This is a genomic window from Streptomyces mirabilis, assembly GCF_018310535.1.
Classification (GTDB): Bacteria; Actinomycetota; Actinomycetes; order Streptomycetales; family Streptomycetaceae; genus Streptomyces.
Window position 1 is genome coordinate 2107691 of sequence record NZ_CP074102.1, and the last position, 16131, is coordinate 2123821.

Below are 16131 nucleotides of genomic sequence, written 5' to 3' on the forward strand. Positions count from 1 at the left end.
CGCCGGTCAGCCCTTCACCGCGCCCGTCAACATGCCCTTCTTGAAATGCCGCTGCACGAACGGCGACAACACAGCCACCGGCAGCAACGCCATCACCATGACCGCCATCTGCACGGCCAGGCCCGACAGTTGGCCGGTCTTGATGGCCTGGCCGAGGCCCACCGGGGCCTCCTGCTTCTGCACGAGCTGGATCATGACGTTCTGCAGCGGCATCATGTCCTGGTCGTTGAGGTAGAGCGAGGCGTTGAACCAGGCGCTCCAGTACCCGACGGCGTAGAAGAGGGTGATCACCGCGAGGACGGCGCGGGAGAGCGGCATGACGATCCGCAACAGAATGCGGAGGTCACCGGCGCCGTCGATGCGGGCGCTGTCAATGAGTTCCTGTGAGATGCCCATGAAGAAGCCGCGCAGCACCAGGATGTTGAAGACGCTGATCGCGCTCGGGAGGATCAGCGCGAGATAGCTGTCGGTCAGGCCCAGCGACTGCACCAGCAGATAGGTCGGGATGAGACCGGCGCTGAAGAACATGGTCGCCAGCAGCGTCATCAGGATCCAGCGGTGGCCGAGCGAGCCGATGCGGGAGAGGCCGTAGGCGCACAGGACGGACACCGCCATGGAGAACAGCGTGCCGACGAGGGTGATCAGGATGCTGATGACCGAGGCGCGGGTGACCTGGCCGCCGCTGAGGAGTTCCTTGTAGGCGACGAAGGTGATGCCCTTGGGCACCATCACCAGGCCGCCGGCCTCGTCGATGGTCTTCCGTGAGGAGAGGCTGGTGACGATGACGATCCACAGCGGGAAGAAGATCCCCAGGCAGGCGAGGCTCAGCACGAGTCCCTTGCCCGCGAGGCCTGCCTTGCTGGGCTCCTCCTCCCACACCGGCCGGGGCGGCGCGGCCAGGCGGCCGGGGCCGCGCACGGGTTTGTCGATGACGGCGGTCACTTCTTGTACACCCCCTGCTCGCCCATGAGATGGGCCACCTTGTTCGCGGCGAGGACCAGGCCGAGGCTGACCACGCCCTTGATCAGTCCGGCGGCCGCCGCGTAGCCGAAGTCCTGGTTGCGGACGCCGTTCCACCAGACGAAGGTGTCGAGGACCTCCGCCGCTCCTGGTCCGACGGCGTCGCGCTGGAGCAGGATCTGTTCGAAGCCGACGGTGAGGGCGTCACCGACGCGGAGCACCAACAGCAGGGCGATCACCGGGCGCAGCGCGGGCAGCGTGACGTGCCACATGCGGCGCCAGCGACCCGCGCCGTCCATCGCGGCGGCCTCGTACAGGTCCGGGCTGACCGAGGACAGCGCGGCGAGGAAGACGATGATCCCCCAACCGGCGTCCTTCCACACGCTCTCCGCGGTGATCAGGAACTTGAAGGTGTGGGGGTCGGTCATGATGTCGAGACCGTCGTACCCGTGCTGCCGCAGCAGCTGCGAGAGAATTCCGGCGCCGCCGAAGAGCTGCTGGAAGACGGCGATGACCAGCACCCAGGAGAAGAAGTGCGGCAGGTAGAGGATGGCCTGCGAGAGCGCCCGGACCCTGGGCCTGACCACGCTGTTGATGAGCAGCGCGAGCACGATCGGGATCGGGAAGTACAAGGCGAGCTGGAGGAAGAACAGCACGAGGGTGTTCTGCACGGCACTCCAGAACGCCGAGTCCGCGAAGACCCGCTGGAAGTTCTCGATGCCCACCCAGGGGCTGTGCAGCATGGAGACGATGCCGTTGTCGCTGATGTACGGGTCGTAGTCCTGGAAGGCGACGATGTTGCCGAGGATCGGCACATAGTTGAAGAGCAGGACCAGCAGGACCGCCGGCAGCGTCATCAGGAGCAGGACGCGGTCGCGTCTGAACCTGAGCCGCAGGCTCACCTTCCCGGAGGGGCGTTTCTCCCGGGAACCGGTGGCGCCGCCGGACGCCACCGGGGTCTTCCCTGTCGTGTCGGCCTCGGTCCCGCTCCGAGGCACCGTGCTGTGGGACACGGCCGTTCTCCTTGCCTCGGTGCCCGGTCAGCTCGTCGCCGAGCCGTTCTCGTCGAGCAGCTTCTTGTACCAGTCGCGCAGTTTGTCGCCGCCCTTGCTCTTCCAGTCGGAGACGGCCTGCTGCATGTCGCTGATCTTCTTGCGGCCGCGGACGATGTCGTCCTCCAGCTGCTCGAAGTCGTTGGAGAGGTTGGTGTAGCGGGAGGGCTCGGTGATCTGCATGCCGTAGAAGGAGGACTTCTTGGTGAAGGCGCCCATCCGCTGCTGCCACTCGACCTGTGCCTTGGCGACCTCGGGGAAGTCGGGGTGGGCGATGGTCGCGGTGGGGCTCGCGACCATGACGTAGGCGTTGATGACCTCGTTGTTGCCCTGGTCGGTCTTGGTGGGAACGCCGTTCTTGACGGTGTAGTGGGTGCCCTCGACTCCGTAGTTGGTGAGCATGTACTCCTTGGTGCCGTACGGCGCGGCGGTGACGTTCGCGACGGCGAGCACGTCACGGATCACGGACTCGGAGGCCTTCTTGCTGACGAAGGCGAAGATGCCGGCCGGCTGCTCGGCCCAGAGGGTCGGGGCACCGCCGTCGTGGCCGAAGATGTCCATGCCCCAGATCTTGTAGTCCGGGTTCTGGGTGGCCTGTTCGGCGGTGCGGCTCCACCACTGCGAGATGTTCTGGGCGTAGATGAGGAACTCGCCGGCCGCGAACTTGGGGCCCGGGTCGGTGGCCGCGCTCTTGCCCAGCTTGGCGTCCGGGTGGACGTATCCGGCGGCGAACAGCTTGCGGGTCCACTCCAGCGCTTCGAGGTACTCCTGGGTCTCGATGCGGTAGACCATCTTGCCGTCGACGAGGTTCCAGCCGAGCGGCTTCTCACTGCCCGAGAGCACACCGAAGGACTGGAAGGCGGTCCACTTCATGTCGAGGCAGGCCCACCGTTTGGCCTTGGCGTTGGTGATCTCCTTGCACAGCGCCGTGAACTCGTCGGCCGAGGTGGGGATTTCGTACCCCTCCTTGTCGAAGATGTCCTTGCGGTACAGGGGCACGATGCCGGTGACGTACGGAGCCGGCTGCGGCAGGCCGCGCAGTTTGCCGCCGAAGAGGGAGCGCTGCCAGGCGTCCGTCGGAATCGCCGCGAGGTTCGGGTACTCCTTGATCGCGTCCCCGGAGAGGTACGGGCCGAGGTCCGCGAACTTGCCGATGATGGCGCTGGGTATCTTGCCGCCCATGTTCCAGCCGGGGATGACCACGACGTCCGGGATGTCACTGGAGGCCAGGACCGCGCCGAGCTTCTGGTCGTAGGTGTTGCCGTCCTGGTTCTGCCACTGGACGTCGACACCGATCAGGTCGTTCATCGCCTTGTAGTAGGCGTTGTCCCCCTTCGGCGGGGAACCCCAGAACGGCGACATGATGCTGACCTTGCCGCCCTTGCCGAGCTTCTTCGGCACCGAGGTCTTCAGGGACGCGATGTCGAGCTTGCTGGTGAAGCCGACCGCGGAGCCGTTCTTGGCGGCGATGTCAGGGGTCACCACATTGGTCGCGACGTAGGCCGGCAGCAGCTTCTTGGCGTTCTTGCCCGCCGACGTGCCCCCGCCCGAGCCGCTGTCCGAGCCGCCGCAGGCGGCGAGCAGCGGCATCCCTCCCGCGACCGCCGCGGCGGCGACCGCCGTGGAGGCGAGGAAGCTTCTCCGGCTGGGAGCGGAGGTGGCGGAGGTGGCGGCGTTCGGCGTCATTGCGTCAACCCTTCATGGCGCACAGCAGGACACCCGGCGGTGGAGCCGTCGGCTGCGGTGTCTTGAGTGGAACTGGCTGAGCCGAAGCGGTCCTCGGAGGACTGCGTGGAGGACTGCGTGCTCCCGAGGGAGCCGCCCCACTAGTCGAAGCGCTTCGATGTTGCTGCGAGGTTAAGTGAACACCTGGGGGTGCACAAGAGCCGATTCCAAGATTCCTCGGAGGTGTGGAGGACTGGACCGGACTCATCCGGCGCTTGAAATGCCAATGAGGAAACGGAGTTGTTGCGTCGAGGTGTCTTGACACCCGCCCCTCGGGCGATCGAGCATCGAAGCGCTTCGAAAGCACCCCGTCGCTCCACCGCAAAGGGATCACCACGTGACCGCACAAACGCCGCCTACGCCGCCTTTTCGCGATCCGCGGCTGCCGTTCGCGAAGCGCATCGACGATCTGCTGGCGCGGCTCACGCTCGACGAGCGCATCGCGTTCCTGCACCAGTTCGCGCCCGCCGTGGAACGGCTCGGGGTGGCCGCGTTCCGCACCGGCCAGGAAGCGCTGCACGGTGTGGCCTGGATGGGCCCGGCGACGGTCTTCCCCCAGGCCGTCGGCCTCGGCGCGACCTGGAACGACGAACTCGTACGCCGCGTCGGCGAGGCGGTCTCGACCGAGGTCCGCGCGATGCGTGCCCGCGACGACCGGGTGGGCCTCAACGTCTGGTCCCCCACGGTCAATCTGCTGCGCCACCCGCTGTGGGGCCGCAACGAGGAGGGCTACTCGGAGGACCCGAAGCTCACCTCCGCGATCGCCACGGCGTACACCCGGGGTCTGCGCGGCGACCACCCCGACCACTGGCGCACGGCCCCCGTCCTCAAGCACTGGCTCGCCCACAACAACGAGACGGCCAGGGACACCACCTCCTCCTCGGTCCGCCCGCGCGTGCTGCACGAGTACGACCTGCGGGCCTTCCGCGCGACCGTCGAGGCGGGCGCGGTGGCGGGCGTGATGCCGGCGTACAACCTGGTCAACGGCCGCCCCAACCACGTCTCCCCATACCTCCGGGAACACCTGCGTACCTGGACGGACCAGGACCTCCTGGTGTGCTCCGACGCGGGTGCCCCCTCCAACCTGGTCGACTCCGAGCACTACTTCGACACCCACGAGGAGGCGACCGCCGCCGCGATCCTCGCCGGGGTCGACAGCTTCACGGACCACGGCACGGACGGTTCGAAGATCGTGGACCGGGTCCGAGGGGCCTTGGAGAAGGGCCTGTTGAGCGAGGCGGACATCGACGCGGCCGTCCGCCGCCAGCTCGCGATCCGCTTCCGGCTCGGCGAGTTCGACCCGCACACGGACCCCCATGCCGGCGTCTCGGACTTCGACACCCCGGCCCACCGCGCGCTCGCCCGGGAAGCGGCCGAGCAGGCAATCGTCCTCCTCAAGAACGACGGCCTGCTGCCACTGCGCCCGGGCGTGCGCGTCGCCGTCGTGGGCCTCCTCGCCGACGAGTGCAAGCTCGACTGGTACAGCGGCACACTCATCCAGCGCTCCACACCGCTGGAGGGCCTGTACGAGCGCTTCGGCGCCGAGCACGTCGACTTCGCCGAGGGCGTGGACCGCGTACGCCTGAGGACCTCCTCCGGTTCGTATCTGTCGGTGCCCCTCGCCGGGGACGCGGACGACGAGGTGCGCGGCGCCGAGGGCGCGCTGGACCCGGCCCTGCTCGCGGGCCGCACGGACCTGCCGCCCCTCACCACCGACGCCACCGGCACCGACCTCGCGCTGATCGACTGGGGCGAGGGGCTGCTGACCCTGCGGGCTCCCGACGGCCGCTACCTCTCGGCCGAGGACGGCTACCTCCGCGCGTCCGCCGACCAGCCGGGCGGCTGGGTCGTCCAGGAGACGTTCCGCCTCGAACCGGCGGGTTCCCGCTCCGGATCCCATGGGAGCGGCCACCTCCTGAGGCATGTCGGGACGGGTGGACACCTCTCCGTCGCCGCCGACGGCGTCAGGGTTGCCGACGACGCCCCGGAGATTTTCGAGCTGGAGTTCACCGAGCGCGGCGAGGACGCCGTGGCCCGCGTGGCCCAGGCGGCCGACGTCGTCGTGGTCGTGGCGGGCAACGACCCGCACATCAACGGCCGCGAGACGCAGGACCGCACCACCCTCCGGCTCCCCGCCCACCAGGAGCGCCTGCTGCGCGCCGCCCGCGCCGCGAACCCGGACACCGTCCTCGCCCTGGTCTCGGCGTACCCCTACGCGGTGGACCCCACCGACCTCCCCGCCGTCCTGTGGACCGCCCACGGCGGCCAGGCGGCGGGCACCGCCCTGGCCCGCGTCCTGGCCGGCGACGTCTCCCCCGCGGGCCGCCTCCCGCAGACCTGGTACGCCTCCGACACGGACCTGCCCGACCTGCTCGACTACGACGTGATCGGCGGCCGCCAGACGTATCTGTACTTCGAGGGCACCCCACTGTTCCCGTTCGGCCACGGTCTCGCGTACACGACGTTCGCGTACGAGGATCTGGAGGTCACCGAGGCGCAAGCCGCACTGAAGGTCTCCTTCACGGTCACCAACACGGGCGAGGCGCCCGCGGACGAGGTGGCCCAGGTCTACGCGCGCGCCGTGGACCCGTCGGTGCCGCGCCCCCGCCGCGAGCTGCTGGCCCACCGGCGCCTCCACCTCGCCCCCGGCACCTCGGAGCGGCTGACCTTCGAACTCCCCTTCTCCGCACTGGAGTTCTGGGACGTGGCGGTCGGCAGGCCCCGTCTGGAGCCGGGCGCGTACGAACTCCTCGCGGGCGCATCCAGCGAGGACATCCGTCTGCGCACCACGACCGACCTCGCCGGCGAGCCCGCCGCCCCCCGCCCGGTGAGCGAACTCGGCCTGAACGCAGTCGACTTCGACGAACAGCGGGACATCGAGATCGTCGACCGTACGAAGGTGTCGGGCGACGCGGTGACGCCGAGGGCCGACGCGACGAGCGAACTCGCCTACCGCGACTGCGACTTCGGAAGCGGTGTCACGCGGGTCGATGTCGAGGCATCCGGCGAAGGAGTCGTCGAGGTGTCGCTGGACAGGGGCCCGTCACTCGCGACGGTCACCTTCGCCGGGACGAAGGGCCCGTACGACTACACCACCACCGGCGCCGAGTTCGCGGCCGACGGTGTGCACCACCTGCGTCTCAGGCTGCGCGGCCCACTGCGGCTCGCGCGGGTCGACTTCTCCGGTTGAGGGTCCGGACAGGCCGACCACCAGGGGCCCGGCACCGGAAGGCATCGGTGCCGGGCCCTTCGTGCGGGGAGGGGGAACGTCCGCCGACCGCGGTTCCAGCGAGCCCGTGAAACGTTTGAGTGTCCGCGCCGCGGCGGCCCGTGATCCGGTATTCCATGTCATCGCACCGGCCGTGGCGAATGTCCGGCTCGCGGCGGCAGCGGGCGTGGCGGGCGCGGGGAAGGGGTTGTTCACCACCGCCCTGGACGACGCCGCACAGCGGCTTCCGCAGGGCGGTGGCAGGTCATTTCCACCCATTCCTACACGGAGAGCGGCCCGCCCTGTGCAACCTCTGTACGGCGGGAACGCCCTGCGATAGCTTCACGTCACCCCCCGGGATTGAATCGTTTCAATCAATATGAGAGATGAGGCAACATGAGCCCGAGTGACGAGCAGGCTTCGCAGCCAGGCCCCGGCCGGCGCGCAGTGGTGGTGGCGGGAGCCAGTGCCGTGGCACTGTCCGTCACTGTTTCCGGAACGGCGGCCGCGTCAGTCGGCGCGACTCCCCTGGGAAAAGACACGCCCGGGGCAGCCGGGGGGAGCAGATCCTGGCACCGCTACGTGCAGGCGCCCTCCTCCCCCACCGTGCGGCCGGTCCACGTCATCGCCACCACCGGCGATGTACGACGGCCCGACGCCCTGCTGCGAGCGGGCGGGGCCGCGACCGTCCTGCACCGTGAGAAGCCGGCGGTCCCGCCCAGCTGGCCCGAGGGAACGGTTGCCGAGGCGTCCTCCGCACACGCCGGCAACAACGGCAACGACGGCAAGCCGCGCACCTACGTGGCCGACAACGCCATCGACGGAGACCCGGACACGTTCTGGAACGACGACACGATTGCCGCCGGACCCGACACGCTGACCATCACGCTGCCTGCGCCGAAGGAGCTGTCCGGTCTCACACTCGTCTCCAACAGCGATGGCGTGCCGACCGATTTCACTGTCGAGGCCTGGCAGGACGAGCAGTGGCGGACCGTCGCCACGATCGCAGACAACGATGTCGTCCAGTGTGCGGTGCCGTTCGCGGCGGCGGTGACCACCACCCGGATCCGTATCACGGTGACCGCGGTCCAGGACACGCCACACGGCGCTTTCACCCGTGTCAACGAGGTGTGGCCCGAGCCGATCGCGGTGGTTGCCGCGCCGAGTGTGACCCTCGACTTCGGCAAGGTCGTCGTGGGGTATCCGCGTCTCCGCTTCGCCTCGGCCTCCGACAACTCTCCTGGGGTGCGCCTGGCGTTTTCGGAGACGAAGCAGTTCTTGAGCGACCGCTCCGACTTCACGCGCTCCGACCAGGCCGGCGGAGCGGGCCAGGGAACCGACCAGTTCGCCGTTCCCGCCCAGGGCGCCGACTGGCTCGACCGCAAGGGCTTCCAGGCCGGGGACAAGGTCTACGCGGACGGACTGCACGGATTCCGGTACCTGAAGATCACTCTGGACGCCCTGACCACCGACGCCCCCGCGGCGCAGCCCTGGGGCACGGTCGCGGTCGATTCCGTCGCCCTGGAGTTCAGCGCCTATCTGGGGACACCGGATACCTACCGTGGCTGGTTCGAGTGCTCCGAGGAGGACTTGAACCGCTACTGGTACGGCGCGTCGTACACCAACGAGCTCGTCACCGACACGTTCCGCCGTGACGACGTCGATCCTCGCAACGCCTGGAGCGAGTCGCTCGAGGGAAGGCTGGTTCTGCAGGACGGCGCCAAGCGGGACCGCGACCCCTACGTCGGCGACCTCGCGGTGTCCGCGCGGACCCTTTACCTCACGCACGACGACGCCGCGGTCGCGGCGCGCAACGTCCTGGCGGACCTCGCCGACCACCAGCGGGCCGACGGCTGGATCCCCCCGGCATCCATCGCCCATTACGACCTTCACCTGTTCGACTATCCCCTGTGGTGGGTGACCTGCAGCTGGGACTACGTCCTGTACACCGGGGACCGGGCCTACGCCGCCCACTACTACCCGAACCTGCTGAAGGTCCTGGACGCGTGGTATCCCGGCGTCACCGACACGGCCGGACTGCTCAGCAAGGGACTCAACGACACCGCGGGCTACGGCGACTACGCCTTCCTGGACCGCACCGGCCGGATCACCTACTACAACGCTCTCTACGTCCAGGCCCTCAACGACGCGGCGCGCCTGGCACGGTGGCTCGGGCACGACGCGGACGCGACACGATGGGCGCGACGCGCCGACGACGTCACCCAGGCGGTCAACACCCATCTGTGGGACGAGTCGGCGGGCGCCTACCTCGACTCCGCGACCGGCCCGGTCCGGCACGCCCAGGACGGCAATGCCATCGCCATCACCGCGGGGGTCGCCGACTCCGAGCGTGCCACCAGCGCTCTCGCACATCTCGATGCCACCACGCAGCTGCGTTACGGCAATGCGTTCATGGACAACGACACCATTTTCGGTGGCGCCTCGCAGCGCGTGTACGCGTTCACCTCATACCCGGAGATCGTCGCCCGCTTCCTCACCGGGCACGCGGACTCCGCACTGGACCAGATCCGGCGCACCTACGGCTGGATGGACAGCCATGACCCGGGCGTCACCAACTGGGAGGGCATCGGTCCCAACGGGTCGCTCTACGAGGGCGGTTTCACCAGCATGGCCCACGGGTGGTCGACGGGAGTTCTGCCGGCTCTGACGCACGAGCTCCTGGGCGGCCGGCCGACCTCGCCGGGATACACCGAGTGGGAGGTGCGTCCCCACCTGGGGAGCGTTGCCTGGGCGCAAGGTGAACTGCCCACCCCGCACGGTCCGCTGGGGGTCGCGTGGACCAACTCCCGCGCACGGTTCGATCTGACCGTCCACGCTCCGAAGCACACCGTCGGTGTGGTCGTCCTCCCCCAACCGGCCAAGGACGTGGTGGTGCGCGTCAACGGGGACAAGGTGTGGGACGGACACCGCGCCGCACGTGGTGACGTGAAGGTCGTCGACGGCTACGTGACGCTCACCGCTCTGCACGCCGGTGCTCACCGCTTCACCGTGACGCCTCGGTAGCCGACGGTCTGCTGTGCCGGGCGGATGAGGATGCCGACGCCGACGGCCGGAACCCCCGCACAGTGGGTTCCGGCCGTCGACTGTCGCGCCTCTGAAACTCTCGTGCTCCTTAGAGCGCGAGGCCCGTCAGCACGAGGACCCGCTCGTACGTGTAGTCGTCCATCGCGAACTTGACGCCCTCGCGGCCGACACCGGACTGCTTCACACCGCCGTAGGGCATCTGGTCGGCACGGTAGGACGGCACGTCGCCGACGACCACGCCACCGACCTCCAGCGCGCGGTGGGCGCGGAAGGCGACCTGCAGGTCGTGCGTGAACACGCCTGCCTGGAGGCCGTACTTGGAGTCGTTGACGGCGGCGAAGGCCTCCGCCTCCCCGTCCACCCTGCGCACGGTGAGGACCGGTCCGAAGACCTCCTCGCAGGAGATCGTCGCCTCGGCCGGTACGTCGGCGAGCACGGTCGGCGCGTAGGAGGCACCGTCGCGCTTGCCGCCGGTGAGGAGGGTGGCGCCGGACCGGACGGCCTCGTCGACCCAGGACTCCACGCGCTGGGCGGCGTCCTCGCTGACCAGCGGGCCGACGTCCGTCTTGTCGTCGGACGGGTCGCCGGTGACCTGGGCCTCGACGGCGGCGACGATGCGCGGCAGCAGCCGCTCGTACACCGACGCGTCCGCGATCACGCGCTGCACGGAGATGCAGGACTGGCCGCCCTGGTAGTTGGAGAAGGTGGCGATGCGGGTCGCGGCCCAGTCCAGGTCCTCGTCGCTCGCCCAGTCGCCGAGGACGACGGCCGCGCCGTTGCCGCCGAGTTCCAGGGTGCAGTGCTTGCGCGGCACCGAGTCCATGATCGCGTAGCCGACCTTCTCGGACCCGGTGAAGGAGATGACCGGGAGCCGCTCGTCCTGGACGAGGGCGGGCATCCGGTCGTTGGAGACCGGGAGGATCGACCAGGAGCCGGCCGGCAGCTCCGTCTCGGCGAGCAGGTCACCGATGATCAGGCCGGAGAGCGGGGTCGCGGGCGCCGGCTTCAGGATGATCGGCGCGCCGGCGGCGATGGCCGGGGCGATCTTGTGGGCGCACAGGTTGAGAGGGAAGTTGAAGGGCGCGATGCCGAGGACGACGCCCTTCGGGAAGCGGCGGGTGAGGGCCAGGCGGCCCTGGCCGCCGAGGTCGGTGTCGAGGCGCTGGGCCTCGCCGCCGTTGAAGCGGCGGGCCTCCTCGGCGGCGAACCGGAAGACGGACACCGCGCGGCCGACCTCGCCGCGGGCCCACTTGATCGGCTTGCCGTTCTCGGCGGAGATGAGCTGCGCGATCTCCTCGGTGCGCTCGACCAGGCGCTTGCTCACGTGGTCGAGGGCGGCGGCGCGGACGTGGGCGGGGGTGGCGGCGAACTCGTCGCGTACGGCGTACGCGGCGGCGACGGCCTCCTCGACCTGTGCCTCGGTCGGGACGCTGACCTGACCGACGACCCGGCCGTCCCACGGCGAGGTGACATCGAAGGTGGTCTCACCGGTGGCCTGGCGGCCGGCGAGCCAGAAGGCGTGGGTGGAAGTCATGTCGATTCCCGGCCCTTCCGAGGTTGAGGAGTCCTTGGCGTTCGTGGTCCACGGTAGGGCCGGGGCGGCGGGAGGTCGTTTGTCCGGGACGTAGCAGTACCGGGTCGTGGCACTCCGCTTTGGCACGATCGAGGTGACCGCCGGGTTTCCCTCGCCCCCGCCGCCCCTACCCGTCCCATCCCACGGGGGCTCCGCCCCCGGACCCCCGAAAGACCGCGCAGTTCCCCGCGCCCCTTCAGAGGCGCGGGGAACTGCGCGGGCAACCCCCGCCGACCCGCGGACGAAGAACTCACCCGGCGTTCCTACTCCCCCGCCGCCGCCGTCGCCTTCAGCGCCAGCCACAGTTCCATGCGGACGTCGGGGTCGTCGAGGGAGCGGCCGAGGATCTCCTCGACGCGTCGCATCCGGTAACGCAGGGTGTGCCGGTGCACACCCAGGTCGGCGGCGGCGGCGTCCCACTGGCCGTGCCGGGACAGCCACGCCCGCAGCGAGGCGACCAGATCCCCCCGCCCGGTGGCGTCGTGCTCGTGCAGCGGGCGGAGCAACCCGTCCGCGAACGCCCGCACCGCATCATCGGCGAGCAACGGCAGCACGGACCCCGCGGCCAGCTCCTCGTGCTCGACCAGCGACCGCCCCCGCCGCCGGGCCACGGACAGCGCCTGCTCGGCCTGCTTGTATGCGGCGGCCGCGGCGATCGGCCCGGCGGGCGCCGACAACCCGACGACCAGTTCGTCCTCGTCGCCGACGGGCTGCTCCCGGGTAGCGATCCGCGCGGCGTCCAGCGCGGCCGCGTACTCCCCGCACGCCGTCACCGCCGCGCCTCCGTCCACGGCGAGCACGACCAGCCGCTCCCCGTCGGGCACGACGAGCACGGACTCGCCGGAGCGGGCGGCGGCCGACTCGACGATCTCGGCGAGCCCGCCGAGCGGGTCGCCGTTCGTCGGGTCCGGCACCACGACGGGGGCCTTGGACGGTTTCGCGGCGGCCACGCGCGCGTGCCCGTCCGCGTGCGCCCGCGCCGCCGAAGCGGACGCCGACTCGGCGAGGATCAGCCGGAAGGGCGCGTCGAGCAGTTCCCCGTAGAGGTCTCCGGCCACGGTCCGCGCGTGCTCGGGCTGCCCGGCGAGCAGCATGCGCAGCACCGCCGCCCCGATGCGCTGTTCGCCGGCGTGCAGCGACCGTGAGCGTTCGGTGGTGAGGGTCAGCAGTGCGATCGCGGAGTGCACGGCGTAGCGCTCGGCGGTGCCGAGGGCGGCGGCCGTTCCGACGGCGAGCGCGGCGCGGGGGCGGCGGCCGGTGCCGAGGGAGTGGAGTTCCACGCGGTCCTCGCCGCCGACGACGGAGCTGGCGGGCGCGGGGCGCTCCCGCAGCCGTTCCACGTCGGGGGTGAGCCGCGCGGCCCGCCGCCCGGCCCACTCGGGCGCGGTGGCGACGACGGCGCCGGACGCGTCGTACAGGGCCGCCCAGCCGTCCACCTGTCCTGCGAGCGCCGACAGCAGCCCCTCGGGGCCGTCGTTCAGGGCCTGCTTCGTCAGTTCGCGCTGCGCGGCGAAGCCCGCCGTCACGGCCCGGTACTGGTCCGCGGCGATCGCGGCCGACACCGCCTTGCTGATGGCCAGGAAGGGGGTGCGGCGGGGGACCTCCAGGAGCGGCAGGCCCTCTTCCTCCGCCGCGTCGACCAGGGCCTTCGGGATCTCGTCGTAGTTGACCCCGACGGCGAAGCCGAGCCCGACGACTCCGGCTCCCACCAGCCGCTTCACATAGCGCCGCATGACGTCCGGATCCTCCGCGTCCAGCTGGAGCGCGGTGATCAGCAGCAGTTCCCCGCCCTCCATGTACGGCACGGGGTCGGCGAGCTCGCTGACGTGGGCCCAGCGGACGGGTACGTCCAGACGGTCCTCGCCCGCCCGCACGGTCAGTTTGAGCGCGGAGTGGTGGACGATCGAGGCGAGCGTGGGGCGCATGGGACCTTCAGGTCTTCACAGGATCTTCGACGGTCACGGACGGTGTGATCTTTTGGCCGCAACGTATGAACGACCTATGTCGATTCTGCCTCACCGTACGGTCCGCCGGTGACCTTGTGTCCGGAGGCCCTAGCTCCGCAGATCCACCAGCAACGGCGGCGCGTGCTCTCCCCCCACCGTGGTGAGCGACAGTACCGCGTGCCCCGGCGGCACCTCGTGCGCCAGCTCGGACGCCGACCACCGCTCCCGCTCGACCTTCCTTATGGTCACCGCGTCCGTGGTGACGGCCTTTCCGGTGACCAGCTTGCGCAGGGCGTGGATGGCCCGGGTCATCGGCTGATCCGCGAAGACGGTGTGCTTGGCCACGTCGCGGGTTTCGACCCACTCCGTGCCCCAGGCGTGGGCGAAGCGGCTGCCGTCCCAGGTCGTGACGCCGGAGAACGCCATCCGACAGCCCACGGCGCCGTACAGCGGCCCGTGCAGCGCCTCGGGGATGTCGCCGATCGTGCGCAGGGCGAGCACCACCCCCGCGTTCTGGGAGCGCAGGCGCTGGATGCGGCGTACGGAGTCGGGCGTCAGCGTTCCGGTGGCGTCGTCGAGGACCAGGCAGGCGAAGTGCGGGCGCTCGCCGCCTCGTACGACGGCGGTGAACTGGGCCAGTACGAGCCGGGCGAGCAGCCGGGCGGCCTCCTCGTGTCCGTGCTCGGGCAGGTCGATGCGCACCCGCAGCGGATGGTGGGCCACGGCGCGCAGCGAGAAGGCGCGGGTGGTGCCGCCCGCGCCGAAGAAGTCGGCGAATGCCGGCCGGTCCAGGAGCGCCAGCCGGTCGGCGAGCGCCGGGCCCGCGTCGGACGGGCTGCCGACCTGCCTCATGCGGGCTTCCAGTTCGCGGCGCATTCCGGCGTGCTGCGGTCCCGAGAGGGCTTGGTGCAGGGCGGTCAGGGCCGCCGGTACGCCTTCCAGGAGTTCCCGCAGGACGGACATGGGCGGGAACGTGCCGTGCACGGCCCGGTAGGGGCCGAGGAGTTGGGCGAGCGCGGTGGTGGCCCGCTGGCCGGCCACCGCGTCGAGGTCCCCGGCCAGCCCTTCGGCGAGGAAGGAGGCCGCTTCGTCGGGGTCGTCGGAGTCCGCGTACAGATCGAGGTCGTGGACGGAGGCGGGGTCGCCGATCTTCACCACGACGTCGAAGGCCGAGTCCGGGCCGAGCGGCGTCCCGGCGGCGGCGACCGCGACGACGGCGCACCGCCCGGTGAGCGCCTGCAGGGCGAGCGACTCGACGACGGGGCCGACCAGGTGCCGGGTCTTCCCGGAGCCGGACGGCCCGACGGCGAGCAGGGAGGTGCCCAGGGCCTCCGGGTCGAGGGCCGCGCCCCCGCCGTCGTAGGCCTCCGGGGTACGGTCCCCGGTCGTCCACCGCCCGATGCGCACCTGCCCCGCGAGCACGTCGTGCGCCGCGGTGCGGGCGGGCAGGTCCCGGGCCCCGGAGGGATGCGTCCAGGCCGCCCCGCCCCGTCGTAGCACGGTGTCGACGAAGGCGGCCAGGCGCGTGGCGTCCCATTTCGCCGTGGTCCACGCGCGCCGCACCCGGGCGCAGTCCACGTCGTTCATCCGACCGCCGAGCACTTCGGCGGTGAGCAGCTCCGCCGCCTCGTGCTGTCCGGCGTCACGGAGTTCGGGCCACTGGGCGGCGGGCAGGTCCGGCGCGAACTTCGCGCTGCCGGCCTCCTGTGCCTCGTTGCGCGCGGCTCGGGCGGCGAGCCACTCCCTGGCGTATCTCCGCCAGGCGCCGATACGGGCGAACGGCCACACCACGAGCAGGGTGATCAGCGTGTAGAGCCCGTCGGTGATCAGCTGCGACTGGAACAGGTCATAGCCGCCGGAGACCAGGGCCACGAGGGAGAACAGCGGGGCGACGACCGGCAGGGCGTCCCAGCCGACTCCGGGGAAGGCGTTCGGGAAGACGAACGTCAGGGCGATCAGTGCGCCCAGCGCGGCGAGGGCGGCGCGCAGGGGCTGGGGCCGGGCGGTGACGTAGTGGCGGACGACCTCGGGCCAGCTCCCCAGCCGGCCCATGGTGTAGACCAGCACGCCGAAGAAGACCCCGTTGTAGACCTCGACGGCCTCCGCCCCCTGCCACACCTTGGGCGAGGTGGTGCCGCTCCACCACCAGTCGTCCGGTGTGAACACCTTCAGCACGACCCACATGTAGGGGACGCTGCCGTGGCGCCACAGCGACCAGACGACCAGTGCCACCACGAGCGGGACCGCGAGCCCGACGATCGTGACCGGCGAGAGCCGCTCCCGCCCCTTCGACGGGTGACGCACCCGGTATCCGTACCGCCAGATCCCGGGTCCAGCGGCGGGTCGCGGCTTGTTGAGCCAGTCCGCGACGGTGGGCCGGGGGGCCGGGGACTGCTCCGGCACGGACGGCAGACCCGTGGGCCGCGGCGGCGTTCCCCTCGGTACGGGGGGTACTCCAGGTGGCGGAGGCCCGGGTGGCGGCGGCACGGCGGGCCCCGGCACGGCACCGGTATGCCCGCCCCGCGCGTCCTGCGTCCCGTCGCTGTCCATCGCCCTGCCCCCTGACCAGCCGCGCCGTGCTTCGTCCGCGAGTCAATCTAGTGCCCCCGCGGGGGGAGTTCA

General features: G+C 70.7%; 8 protein-coding genes. 2 read left to right on the forward strand and 6 right to left on the reverse strand.

The window, feature by feature from the left end:
* Positions 1 to 6 precede the first annotated feature (6 nt).
* Genes SMIR_RS09075 through SMIR_RS09085 form a run of 3 tightly spaced genes read right to left on the reverse strand, consistent with a single transcriptional unit; the run spans position 7 to position 3698 of the window.
* Positions 7 to 942 carry a carbohydrate ABC transporter permease gene (locus SMIR_RS09075; RefSeq protein ID WP_212726860.1) on the reverse strand — a complete coding sequence of 312 codons (936 nt, stop codon included), beginning with the start codon at positions 940 to 942 and terminating at the stop codon, positions 7 to 9.
* Positions 939 to 1973: an ABC transporter permease gene (locus SMIR_RS09080; RefSeq protein WP_168496154.1), complete on the reverse strand. Its 1035-nt coding sequence runs from the start codon at positions 1971 to 1973 to the stop codon at positions 939 to 941. The genes SMIR_RS09075 and SMIR_RS09080 overlap by 4 nt, the downstream gene beginning before the upstream one ends.
* A 27-nt stretch (positions 1974 to 2000) precedes the next feature.
* Complete coding sequence (locus SMIR_RS09085) at positions 2001 to 3698, reverse strand: extracellular solute-binding protein (RefSeq protein WP_168496152.1); 1698 nt, start codon at positions 3696 to 3698, stop codon at positions 2001 to 2003.
* A gap of 376 nt (positions 3699 to 4074) precedes the next feature.
* On the opposite strand from SMIR_RS09085, the gene SMIR_RS09090 reads away from it, so the two are divergent.
* On the forward strand, positions 4075 to 6927 hold the full coding sequence (locus SMIR_RS09090) for a glycoside hydrolase family 3 C-terminal domain-containing protein (RefSeq protein WP_212726861.1): 2853 nt from the start codon (positions 4075 to 4077) through the stop codon (positions 6925 to 6927).
* Between the two features lie 600 nt (positions 6928 to 7527).
* Positions 7528 to 9969 carry an alpha-L-rhamnosidase-related protein gene (locus SMIR_RS09095; protein WP_249938403.1) on the forward strand — a complete coding sequence of 814 codons (2442 nt, stop codon included), beginning with the start codon at positions 7528 to 7530 and terminating at the stop codon, positions 9967 to 9969.
* A 109-nt stretch (positions 9970 to 10078) separates the two neighbouring features.
* Here SMIR_RS09095 and SMIR_RS09100 read toward each other — a convergent pair whose 3' ends face one another.
* The 3 genes from SMIR_RS09100 to SMIR_RS09110 all read right to left on the reverse strand — a co-directional run bounded on the left by SMIR_RS09100 (position 10079) and on the right by SMIR_RS09110 (position 16059).
* Positions 10079 to 11524 carry an aldehyde dehydrogenase family protein gene (locus tag SMIR_RS09100; protein ID WP_168496146.1) on the reverse strand — a complete coding sequence of 482 codons (1446 nt, stop codon included), beginning with the start codon at positions 11522 to 11524 and terminating at the stop codon, positions 10079 to 10081.
* A 302-nt stretch (positions 11525 to 11826) separates the two neighbouring features.
* Positions 11827 to 13488: a PucR family transcriptional regulator gene (locus SMIR_RS09105; RefSeq protein ID WP_212726863.1), complete on the reverse strand. Its 1662-nt coding sequence runs from the start codon at positions 13486 to 13488 to the stop codon at positions 11827 to 11829.
* A 129-nt stretch (positions 13489 to 13617) separates the two neighbouring features.
* Complete coding sequence (locus tag SMIR_RS09110; protein ID WP_168496142.1) at positions 13618 to 16059, reverse strand: ATP/GTP-binding protein; 2442 nt, start codon at positions 16057 to 16059, stop codon at positions 13618 to 13620.
* Positions 16060 to 16131 lie beyond the last annotated feature (72 nt).

What these genes read in the sequence shown, in the direction of transcription:
- SMIR_RS09085 (WP_168496152.1), bottom strand. Translation starts at nt 3,698, where the DNA reads ATGACGCCGAACGCCGCCACCTCCGCCACCTCCGCTCCCAGCCGGAGA.
- SMIR_RS09100 (WP_168496146.1), bottom strand. Translation starts at nt 11,524, where the DNA reads ATGACTTCCACCCACGCCTTCTGGCTCGCCGGCCGCCAGGCCACCGGT.
- SMIR_RS09105 (WP_212726863.1), bottom strand. Translation starts at nt 13,488, where the DNA reads ATGCGCCCCACGCTCGCCTCGATCGTCCACCACTCCGCGCTCAAACTG.
- SMIR_RS09110 (WP_168496142.1), bottom strand. Translation starts at nt 16,059, where the DNA reads ATGGACAGCGACGGGACGCAGGACGCGCGGGGCGGGCATACCGGTGCC.